The following is a 10,947-nucleotide window of genomic DNA, read 5'->3' as shown; positions in this document are numbered from 1 at the left end:
TTGAGTTTGGCTTGCGACACCATTCTCAATATAACATAGGAGGTTTTTTATTGAAATCCTCACCGTTTCCACTTACACTATTCGCCCCAGCATAGCTGGGGGATTAGACTTTTCATTTATGTGGTTATAACAACATATTTTCTTCTTTTTGTATCCTATAATCAACCTCATGAAACGAAAACAACCCACAGGAGGATGAAAAATGGAACAGAATATGTTTTGCTATCAATGTCAGGAAACTGCCGGATGTTCAGGCTGCACCAGAATTGGTGTCTGTGGAAAGACGCCCCAGGTCGCTGCCATACAGGATTTACTCATCTGGGTAACCAAGGGCCTGTCCGCCGTTACCACACAGCTTCGCAAAGAAGGGCAGGATGTTGACCGAAAAATCAATCATCTGATTACCCGCAATCTTTTCACAACCATTACCAATGTGAATTTTGATAACGAATCCATTACCGCACAAATGGAAGAAACACTCCGGGTAAAAGACGGACTGCTCTCCCGGATAAAAGACCGTGAATTACTCCCAGAAGCGGCGCTCTGGACGGGAACAGCTTCTGACTTTTCTGTAAAAGCAGCTTCTGTCGGTGTTTTGTCCACAGAAAACGAAGATATCCGCTCTCTGCGTGAACTGATTACTTATGGTTTAAAGGGATTATCCGCTTACACGAAACACGCCAATGCTCTGCTGCAGGAAGATGAAGAAACAGACACTTTCCTTCAGCGGGCTCTGGCCGCCACACTGGACGATACCATGACTGCAGATGACCTGGTAAATCTCACTCTGGAAACCGGCAAATACGGAGTACAGGGCATGGCGCTTCTGGACAAAGCCAATACGCAGGCCTACGGAAATCCGGAAATTACAAAGGTCAAGATTGGCGTGGACAAAAATCCGGGAATTCTGATTTCCGGCCATGATTTGAGGGATTTGGAAATGCTGCTGGAACAGACACAGGGCACCGGCGTAGATGTGTACACTCACTCTGAAATGCTTCCTGCCCACTATTACCCTGCCTTTAAAAAATATGACAACTTCAAAGGCAATTACGGAAACGCGTGGTGGAAACAGAAAGAAGAATTTGAGGCCTTCCACGGCCCGATTCTCATGACAACGAACTGCATTGTGCCGCCTAAAGACAGCTACAAAGACCGTCTGTATACCACCGGAGCGGCAGGCTTCCCTGGCTGCAAACACATTGACGGCGAAATCGGCGAGACTAAGGATTTCTCCCCGCTGATTGCGCAGGCCAAAAACTGTCCGCCTCCTACAGAACTGGAACAGGGTGAAATCATCGGCGGCTTTGCCCACGCACAGGTACTGGCTCTGGCTGACAAGATTGTGGAAGCAGTACAATCCGGATCCATCAAAAAATTTGTCGTTATGGCAGGCTGTGACGGACGCGCCAAAAGCCGCAATTACTACACTGATTTTGCAAAAGCACTTCCAAAAGACGCTGTGATTCTCACGGCTGGCTGTGCAAAATATAAATATAACAAACTGAATCTTGGTGATATTGGAGGAATTCCCCGCGTACTGGACGCAGGTCAGTGCAACGACTCCTACTCCCTGGCTGTGATTGCGCTGAAACTGAAGGAAGTCTTTGGACTGGATGACATCAACGAACTTCCTATCGTGTACAACATTGCCTGGTATGAGCAGAAAGCCGTTATTGTCCTGCTGGCGCTGCTGCACCTGGGCGTGAAGAATATTCACCTCGGACCTACGCTTCCGGCATTTTTAAGCCCGAATGTGGCAAAGGTGCTGGTGGATAACTTTGGTATTGCGGGGATTGATACGGTGGAAAAAGATATGAAAGAATTTGGGCTTCTGTAAAAGAAAAAAAGACTGCCATATCCATGTACGTTCGGATATGGCAGTCTTCTATATCATATAATCTAAGGAGTTTTATAGTTTATCCCTTCACGCCTCCATTGGTAATGCCGCCGATAATCATCTTGGACAGCAGAATAAGCACTACCTTTGACCCGGAAGCAGTCTCAGCTGGATAATTTCTGATTGACTTTCACCGTCGCTTCAGTTATATTATTGTTAGCGATTAGATTGCAGATATTTGTAAATCCTGCAATCGGGGAGGGTGTCGAGGACCCTCTCCTTTTTCTTTATGTTAAAAGACTATTTGTGGAGAAGCACATATGAGTAAACCATTTATTACATACACCGTGCAGATTAAAGAACTTAAGAATGAAAAAATCTTATAAAATAGCTTGCCTAATATACTCACCGCTGTTGAGCCATCGCAGGCTCAACGATGGTCAAATACTGTAATAAGTTGCAGTATTTATTTAACCTATGGAAACATTTTATTAAAAATAATTCTGATGATTAAGGATTGGATGATGATATACAATGGCTGAAAATAATAAATTGCAAATCCGAAATAGCACCGTAGATTTCCTTGTTTTTACAAGAGATGCGCACGAAGATGGTATCGAAGTTCGTGTGCAGGATTCCGATGTTTGGCTGACACAAAAAGCGATTGGGCAGCTTTTTAATGTAGACAGAAGTGTCGTCACAAAACACCTTAAAAATATTTATGAAAGCAAGGAATTATCTGAGGATTCAACTTGTGCAAATTTTGCACAAGTTGCGGATAATGGCAAAACCTATCAATACAAGTTTTATTCCCTATCTGCTATTATTGCAGTTGGTTATCGCATCAACTCTGGCAGAGCAACTCAATTCCGGCAATGGGCAACAAAAGTGCTAGATACCTTTACCAAGCAGGGATATGTTTTGGATAAGAGTAGATTAATCAACGGCCAAATCTTTGACGAGGATTATTTTGATCATCTGATTTCTGAGATACAGGAAATTCGAGCCAGCGAGCGCCGTTTTTATCAGAAAATCACGGACATCTATTCCACTGCCGCTGACTATTCCCTTGATAGTCAAATTACCAAAGATTTCTTTGCAACAGTACAAAATAAGATGCACTATGCCGTTCATGGTAATACCGCAGCAGAGGTCATTGTAGCAAGAGCGGATCACACCAAAGAACATATGGGATTAACATCTTGGCATAATGCTCCCCACGGAAAAATTGTAAAGGCAGACGTTTCAATCGCAAAGAATTACCTATCCGCTGCTGAAATAAAAGAACTGAATGAAATCGTTACGATGTATCTTGACTATGCTACAAGACAAGCCAGACGGCATATCCCTATGACGATGGCAGATTGGGCCTCCAAACTGGATGCATTCTTGCAATTCAACGATGCGGAAGTCCTGCAAAACAAAGGAAAGGTCACTGCCGCAATCGCCAAAGCATTTGCAGAAAGTGAATTTGAGCAGTATCGTGTTATCCAAGATTGTTTGTATCAGAGCGATTTTGACCGCCTTGTAGCCAGAACTGAAGAAAACAAAGAATAGAGGGCGATTGTCTGTCAGTAATATCCCATCCGACAACCCCCGCGCCCGTCAGGACAAGGTTCGGAATGAGATAATCACTTTCTTGAGATAAAATATCTGAAAATATTAACACTGTATCGGAATATCTATGCCCTCCATGAACGACTGTTTTCATATCGAACTTATATGGATATTCCAGATACACTATCACATAAGAAATCAGCTATTTCAAAAAATGGTTCAAAATACAGATATAGAAAGAATGATTTCTTTAACGTTGTTATCGCATTTCGTTGTTTGCTTCCTATATCATACTTCTCTTCCAACTTCCCTTTTTATAAAATCCCACAGAAAGCAGGGTTCCAAGCGTCCAGCCCACAGGCCAGGAAAGCCAGATTCCCACAGCGCCCCAGAACTTTGCAAAAACAAATGCCAGCACTACTCGCAGCAGCAAATCTGCAAAAGTGCTGACCATGAACGCTTTCATGGCTCCGCTGCCTCTTAACACCCCGTCTGAGGTCAGCTTCAGGCAAATCAGGAAGTAAAAAGGCGTTACAATTCTACAGAATTGAATTCCCGTATTACGGGCAAGTTCCGTACTGCCCTCGTTCATAAACATATCCAGACACGGCCCGGCAAAACCGAACAGGAGGATAAAAGCCACCGCTGCAACCCCAAGAGCCAGAAGAACTCCTGTCTTAAATCCTTCTTTTACCCGCTGGGTCTTGCCTGCCCCCATATTCTGGGCCGTAAAACTGGATACACTGTTTCCAATGGTTGTGAAACAGGTAATACTAAACGTATTCAGCTTAATAGCCGCCGAGTATCCTGCAATAACCGAGGAACCATAGCTGTTAATCAGCCCCTGGATAAACATGTTTCCCACGGAAACAAAGCTCTGCTGCAAAATACTGGGAACCGCTACCACCGCAATCTTCTTCAATTCCGAAACACTAAACTTCGGATATGGTGCCTCTGTCCGGATTTCCCCTATCCGCTTTTTCAAAACAGCCAAAGACAGAAGACATGCCACACCCTGAGCCAGAAAGGTCGCCCAGGCCACACCTGCCACACCCATATGAAAATCTGCTACAAACAGCCAGTCCAGAAAAACATTGCCCAGAGAGGATGCAATAAGAAAATACAGGGGTGTCCTGCTGTCCCCCAGGCTGTTAAAAATTCCTGTTGCTACATTATAAAGAAATAAAAACACAAAACCGCCAATGTAAATCTGCAGATACAGCTTACCGTCTGCAAAAATATTTTCCGGTGTATTGACCAGCCTCATCATACCGCCGGAAGCGAAAATCCCCAATACCATCAGCAGCGCAGACAGCACAAAGCCGCTGATAATAGCTGTGGAAACTGCGGATTTCAGGTTTTCGTACCGCTTTGCCCCAAAAAGCTGGCTGACAATAATGGTACAGCCTATTTGACAGCCAATGGCAACTGCCATAAAAATCATGGTAATGGGATAGCTGGCTCCTACTGCCGCCAGAGCATCTTCCCCTGCAAATTTTCCGGCAATGACACTGTCGGCAATATTATACACCTGCTGAAAAATCACCCCGATAAACATAGGAAGCGAAAATCGCCATAGTACGGAACCGGGACGTCCTGTTGTTAAATCTTTTATCATATCGTATTCCTTTCCTGCAACACACTTCTGCCAAACAAAAAACACCGTCCCCGCAGCTCTACGTCTGCAAAAACAGTGCCTTTCAGTGCGCCTTCAGGGACTCGAACCCTGGACAAATAGATTAAGAGTCTACTGCTCTACCAACTGAGCTAAAGGCGCTTGTTTATTTATTTGTATTGCTTAATGCAAGAAGTATTATAACCGATTGATTTACAAAATGCAAGATTATTTTTAACATTTTTATGTTTTTATTTTGAAACATTTTATAATTCCTTTACAAATAATTTGTTTTGTGGGATTGACAGATTCGGACTATCGTGATAGTCTAACAGTATACTATTGCAATAGTCTAAGAGAGGTAACTAATTATGAACATCAAAATGTATGAATCTGAATTACATGTCATGGAAGTTTTATGGGAAAGAGGTGATTTGCCGGCAAAAGAAATTGCCGGAGTTCTCAATGAGAAAATCGGTTGGAACAAAAATACCACTTACACAGTGATTAAAAAGTGTATCAGCAAAGGCGCTGTCCAGCGTTACGGAACAAATTTTATGTGCAGACCGCTGATTACCCGGAAACAGGTGCAGGTTTTTGAAACCAATGAATTAATCGGCAAAGTCTTCCACGGCTCCCGGTTGGAATTTTTCAATACTTTTCTAAAAGAAGAAACCTTTACACCGGAAGAACTGGATGACCTGAAAAAGCTGATTCAGAAAATAGAATGAGGGAATTTCTATGGTTTATTTTGAAATTGGTCTATATATGCTTTTGCAGCTGCCTTTTTTGTATCTTATCCAAAAAACGGCGCTGAAAAACTGTTCCGGAAATAAGAAACTGCGGCTCTGGAAGCTTTTTATAATCCGTGCCTTTGTGCCCTGCTCGATTCCGTTTACCATTGGAATCACACACACACTTCCTCTTTCGGGCAGTACAAACACAACTTACACAGGTACAAAAGAAGGCCTTTACAATGCCGCAAAACACCGTTGGGATTTTACATCTGTCTTATTGGGTATCTGGATAGCGGTTGCTCTGACACTGCTTTTCCTCTATCTGCTGCTATATGCCAAAAGCAAACAGATTTTACTGCAGTCCGTACCTATGACAGAAGAAGAAATACAAGCGTTTCTGCCCGTATGGGCTGACTGGAAAGTCCCCCTTTCTTACTCTGACCAGTGTACTTCTCCAGTAGTCTGCGGTATCCGAAAGCCCGGAATTGTGTTTTCCCGTAATGCGAAGGGTTTATCCGTATCAGATAAACGACTTATCCTTCTTCACGAATACATGCATATCAAGGGGCATGATAATTTGTGGAAATTCCTTTCCGGTCTGGTTGTTTGTCTCTACTGGTTCAACCCTCTGGTGTGGCTGTTCTATTTCAAATTCAGTCAGGAACTGGAGTTATGCTGTGATGAACGGGTTCTGCACTTTCTGCATACTGCAGACGCACGGAAAGCCTATGCCAACAGTATTCTGCACTTTGCTGTTTTAAGAAACGGATTCCCTCTATTTGAAAGTGGATTCGCAAAGAACGAAACAAAAGAAAGGATTGTAGCCATTATGACTTATAAAAAACATAAAAAATTTTTATTCTCCGCTTCTGCGGCTCTGATATTGTGCGGTATCACTTTGTTTACTGCACCGCATATAAAAGCTCAGGAAAGCAACGATGTCAACACACCCATGACCGTGCAGAATAACGACGAGACAAGTATGCAGGCCGAACTGCCGGAGGAGGAACTATCGGAAGAATATCCGTCGGACGCTGCCGATGCCTTTGAAACAGCTGACTTGAATATCGCAGATGCAAATCTGGATGGACTTGTAGAATTGGCTGCAAATGGCTCTCTTTCAGAAGAAAAGACAACGGCTGTCATAAACGCTTTTCATGAAAGAAATCGTAGAATTTGTGCGGAGTATGAAAAAGCCCATACAACGAAATAATTGATAAAAGGCTGTTGTATCCATATAAAACAGAATACAACAGCCTCTAAATTTAATTTCATTCCTTTATTTTTCCAAATGCACAGCCCCATATTTCCGAATACGCAGCGGATAAATATTCTCCTTATTCATAAACTTGGAGAGATACTGTACATATGCCTCTACATCTTTTTCCGCAACAATACTCATAATCACTCCCGCAAATCCGCCGCCATGAACTCTGCAGCATCCGTCTTTGACTTTTTTCAGGAAAAATTCAGTCAAAGCCAGATACAGCGTAATTTTCTGCTCTTTATAGTTGGACAGAGAGCAGCAATTCTGCAGAAGTTCCCAGGAAGACCTGCCGGATTCTTCCAGAATCTTTAACAGTTTTTCACCGTCTCCTTTGGCAATGGCTTCTGTCGCCTGATTTACTCTGTCGTTTTCTGTAAAGAAATGAAAAGCTCTCAGAATTCCTCTGTCGTTTTCGCAGTCTTCCAGAATTTCCGGCAGTTTTTCCATAAGGGTTTCCATGTCGCTTTCCGCCAGTCTGGATACCCCCAGACGCTTGGCAATTTCCTTCATCTCTACCGGAACGTCACTGTACTCCTGACTTAAATCTGCATGTCCTTTCCCTGTATTTACAATCACCAGTCGGTATCCGAAATCTTCAAAGCCAAAATTCAGCTTTTCATAAGACACATCTTCAGAAAAATCCAGCAAAATCGGGCCGCCAACAGCACAGGCCATCTGGTCCATAAGTCCGGAAGCCTTGTCCCAGTAGTGGTTTTCTGCATACTGACCGATTTTCGCATAACTGGTGTAATCCAATTTTCCATCATTGAAAAAATAATTTATCATAGAACACAATAACATTTCAAAAGATGCGGAAGAGCTGACACCGGCAGAACTGATAACTTCTGTGGAAATATAAGCCCGGAAACCGGAAATCTGGAATCCAAATTCCTGCACTGCTTTTATCATTCCCGCAACCAGGGAAACCGTTCCATGGTTTTTGGGCACTTTATCCACTTGTGTCACATCAATCACTACGCGCTTTTCATAGCCTTCGCTGACAATTTCCACAATCTTGCTGTCATTGGGAAACGCGGCGCCGATGGTATCCATATTGATGCTGGCTGCTATGACTTTTCCTCCGTTATGGTCTGTATGGTTTCCCACAATCTCTGTTCTTCCCGGCGCAGAGAAAAATTCCATCTGGCTGCTCTGAAAACACTTTTCATAATTTTCCGCCAGTTTTTCAAAACGCTGGCTGCTCTTTTCCGTTTCCCCGTACACTTCTTTTAATAACATCTCATTTGGTATCTGCATATCCCATTCTCCTTCATTTTTATTGCCTGACGCTTTCTACTTCCCATTATATCCGTCCCACCAATCGCCGCCATAAAAATACTGCACAAAACCAGTAATATATTGCGAAAATATTTTAATTATAGTAACATAGAAAGAAAAAACAGAATTATATTGAGATATTCTGTCTTATGGGAGATTGTCATGCAGATTGTTACCAACCAATTTCAGAAAGAATTAAAAGAACATGGAAATTATGCTTTTCCCCTTCTGGTCAGTCAGGAAAGCCTCTCTAAATATGAATCCGGTTCCTTCCTCTGGCACTGGCATCCGGAAATTGAACTGACTTACATTACCAGGGGAGAAATGACTTACAAAGTCAACCACAACACCTATCATCTGCACCCAAAGGACGCGCTGTTCGGCAACACCGGAACCCTGCACATGGGCTGCCGGTATGAAAATCAGGACTGCGAATATACCTCCATTACCTTTGACCCCAAATTAATCTACGGATATGACAACAGCATTGTTTACCAAAAATACGTAAAACCTGTGCTGCAAAATTTCTCACTGCCTGCCATACACTTAAATGGAGCAGAGTCCTGGCACGCGGAGGCCTTGCATTGTATTGAGGAAATGATTCGGATAAATACGGAACAGTCCCGCACTTTTGAAATAGAAATGATAGTGAAATTAGAACAGTTCTGGCAGCTTTTGTTTCTGCATGCTGTCTCTGCTTCAGAAGAAATGCCTTTTGACAAGCGCAATTATGAAAGAATACGGGATATTTTATCTTACATTGAAAACAACTATGCTTCGCTTCTGACTCTGGATGATATTGCTGAGCACATACACCTGTGTAAAAGCGAGTGTTCCCGCATGTTCAAAAAATATATGAAAATGTCTCTGTTTGAATTTATTTTGCAGTATCGCATTGAAAAGAGTGTGGAATATCTTGGGAACACCAGTTATACCATAACGGAAATTGCCCAGCGGGTGGGTTTTCATGATTCCAATTATTTTACTAAGGTGTTTCGGGCGCAAAAGGGATGTACCCCGTCGAAATTTCGGAAGAATATGCAGGACTTCTGAATACCATACACAAAAAGGGCGCAATTGCAAGTATTCCAACGCTTTGCAATCGTGCCCTTTTCTTTCTTTTCACTTCTTCTTAATCCGCACCGTTCCCAGTGTCTTCTCTACTTCTTCTATGGATTTCAGCACCTCTGCCGACTTCTTCCCGGTTCTGCGGCTCTCATAAGCCCACTGGAAAAGCGCACCCTGCATGCCGCTGCCTTTTTTCCTTGCCATACGCACCTGCACAAAGTTTCTTTTCTATATCTTATGTCTTACACATTCCCTGGTGCAGGTTCTATCTGGCCGCAATCAGCTTGTGAATGGGATTTCCCATAGAGGAAAATTTCTCCTCATACTCGGTCATCACATTTCCCTCATTGAGCGCCGGGTCATGGTGCAAATCAAAGGTATGGGCCACCAAGTGCCACTTACTCTCCTGAATTTCCTCCAGAGAAAACTCAAACAACTCGCGGTTATCCGTCTTAAATTCTATCACGCCTTCTTTTGCCAGAATCCGGTCATATCTTTCCAGAAACTGCCTGGAAGTCAGTCTGCGCTTGGCATGGCGCTCTTTTGGCCAGGGATCGGAAAAATTCAGATAAATCTTTTCCACCTCTCCCTCATCAAAAACAAGGGGAAGCTCTCTTGCATCCATGCGTATAAAAAACAGATTCTTTGGCCGAGTTCCCTGCTCTTCCCTCTCTTCCATTTTCTGTAAAGCCCGCAGCAGCACACTGTCGTACATCTCGATTCCCACAAAATTCACAAGGGGATTTCTCTTGGCCATATCCATAATAAACCGGCCTTTTCCCATGCCTACCTCGATGGAGATGGGATTGTCATTGCCGAAAACTTCCCGCCATTTCCCCTTTTTCTCCTGTACGTTGTGAACAACATAGTTACTCTCTTCAATGGCGTCCTTTGCACCCGGTATATTTCTAAGCCTCATTGGGTTTTCCTGCCTTTCATGGTCATTTTCACTTTAAGAGTATAGCTGATATATACGATAATTTTCAAGAGATTTTTGAAAAATACAGATTGCATGAACGTTCCATAAACCACGAAAATCCGTATCATTCTGTGGCATAAATATTTTTCTCCTCATTTCGTCGTTTTTCTCTCTATCGTCTTTCTCTTTCTGCATTTTTTTTGCATTTAAAATAGATTCCCTCTGTTTTTCATATACTTTCTATTCATTCTACCTGAATTTTCCAAAATCGAAATACAATTTCATATGACTTTTTCTCTAAAATGGTGTATGATAAACAGTGCAGAATATATTATGAAGGAGGAGAGCCTATGGAAGACATTATCAGCAAGCTTGCAGAAATAGAAGCTGCCGCCTCCCATATTATGGACGATGTCGCAGAGCAGAAAAAACAACTCGCCCGGGAATATGAGGAATCCATTCAGAACTTTGATGATACCATAGACAGGGAAGTTCAGGAAAAGTCTGAGACTATCCGCAGAGAACTGGAAGTCCGAATGAAAGACGAACTGGCAAAGCAAAGGTCTGAAACGGAAACTGTTTTAAGCCAGATGGAAAGTTACTACGAAACTCACCACTCCCAGCTGGCAAAGCAAATCTATGATAAAATATTAAGGATGTGATACT

At 42.8% G+C, this 10,947-nt stretch carries 10 protein-coding genes and 1 tRNA gene; 6 read left to right on the top strand and 5 right to left on the bottom strand.

Annotated features, from left to right (window positions below; genetic code table 11):
* The first annotated feature begins 202 nt into the window (after positions 1 to 202).
* Complete coding sequence (hcp, locus tag WBS51_RS11325; RefSeq protein ID WP_342694088.1) at positions 203 to 1,840, top strand: hydroxylamine reductase; 1,638 nt, start codon at positions 203 to 205, stop codon at positions 1,838 to 1,840.
* A 534-nt stretch (positions 1,841 to 2,374) separates the two neighbouring features.
* The gene (locus WBS51_RS11320) at positions 2,375 to 3,397 is read left to right on the top strand and encodes a virulence RhuM family protein (RefSeq protein ID WP_173749450.1); all 1,023 of its coding nucleotides are present in this window, start codon (positions 2,375 to 2,377) and stop codon (positions 3,395 to 3,397) included.
* Between the two features lie 283 nt (positions 3,398 to 3,680).
* On the opposite strand, the gene WBS51_RS11315 is transcribed toward WBS51_RS11320, so the two are convergent.
* Both WBS51_RS11315 and WBS51_RS11310 read right to left on the bottom strand, forming a co-directional pair.
* On the bottom strand, positions 3,681 to 5,015 hold the full coding sequence (locus WBS51_RS11315; protein WP_173749449.1) for an MATE family efflux transporter: 1,335 nt from the start codon (positions 5,013 to 5,015) through the stop codon (positions 3,681 to 3,683).
* Positions 5,016 to 5,101: 86 nt separating this feature from the next.
* Positions 5,102 to 5,174: transfer RNA gene (locus tag WBS51_RS11310), tRNA-Lys, on the bottom strand.
* A 209-nt stretch (positions 5,175 to 5,383) separates the two neighbouring features.
* Between WBS51_RS11310 and WBS51_RS11305 the strand changes: the two genes are divergently transcribed.
* Both WBS51_RS11305 and WBS51_RS11300 read left to right on the top strand, forming a co-directional pair.
* Complete coding sequence (locus tag WBS51_RS11305; RefSeq protein ID WP_173749448.1) at positions 5,384 to 5,743, top strand: BlaI/MecI/CopY family transcriptional regulator; 360 nt, start codon at positions 5,384 to 5,386, stop codon at positions 5,741 to 5,743.
* Between the two features lie 10 nt (positions 5,744 to 5,753).
* Positions 5,754 to 6,962: a M56 family metallopeptidase gene (locus WBS51_RS11300; RefSeq protein WP_173749447.1), complete on the top strand. Its 1,209-nt coding sequence runs from the start codon at positions 5,754 to 5,756 to the stop codon at positions 6,960 to 6,962.
* Positions 6,963 to 7,028: 66 nt separating this feature from the next.
* On the opposite strand, the gene WBS51_RS11295 is transcribed toward WBS51_RS11300, so the two are convergent.
* Positions 7,029 to 8,273, bottom strand: a complete 1,245-nt coding sequence (locus WBS51_RS11295; RefSeq protein WP_173749446.1) for a galactokinase — start codon at positions 8,271 to 8,273, stop codon at positions 7,029 to 7,031.
* Positions 8,274 to 8,456: 183 nt separating this feature from the next.
* Here WBS51_RS11295 and WBS51_RS11290 point away from each other — a divergent pair, with 183 nt between their 5' ends.
* The gene (locus WBS51_RS11290; protein WP_173749445.1) at positions 8,457 to 9,347 is read left to right on the top strand and encodes an AraC family transcriptional regulator; all 891 of its coding nucleotides are present in this window, start codon (positions 8,457 to 8,459) and stop codon (positions 9,345 to 9,347) included.
* A gap of 69 nt (positions 9,348 to 9,416) precedes the next feature.
* On the opposite strand, the gene WBS51_RS11285 is transcribed toward WBS51_RS11290, so the two are convergent.
* Together WBS51_RS11285 and trmB are read right to left on the bottom strand one after the other, a co-directional pair.
* Positions 9,417 to 9,566, bottom strand: a complete 150-nt coding sequence (locus WBS51_RS11285; protein ID WP_173749444.1) for a hypothetical protein — start codon at positions 9,564 to 9,566, stop codon at positions 9,417 to 9,419.
* A gap of 61 nt (positions 9,567 to 9,627) precedes the next feature.
* On the bottom strand, positions 9,628 to 10,281 hold the full coding sequence (trmB, locus tag WBS51_RS11280) for a tRNA (guanosine(46)-N7)-methyltransferase TrmB (protein ID WP_173749443.1): 654 nt from the start codon (positions 10,279 to 10,281) through the stop codon (positions 9,628 to 9,630).
* A gap of 350 nt (positions 10,282 to 10,631) precedes the next feature.
* Here trmB and WBS51_RS11275 point away from each other — a divergent pair, with 350 nt between their 5' ends.
* A complete protein-coding gene (locus WBS51_RS11275; protein ID WP_173749442.1) occupies positions 10,632 to 10,943 on the top strand; it encodes a hypothetical protein in 312 nt (103 codons plus the stop codon).
* The last annotated feature ends 4 nt before the right edge of the window (positions 10,944 to 10,947 follow it).

Origin of the sequence: Blautia acetica, assembly GCF_038739805.1 — a bacterium.
GTDB lineage: Bacteria > Bacillota > Clostridia > Lachnospirales > Lachnospiraceae > Blautia.
This window is presented reverse-complemented; position numbering and strand designations above follow the sequence as displayed.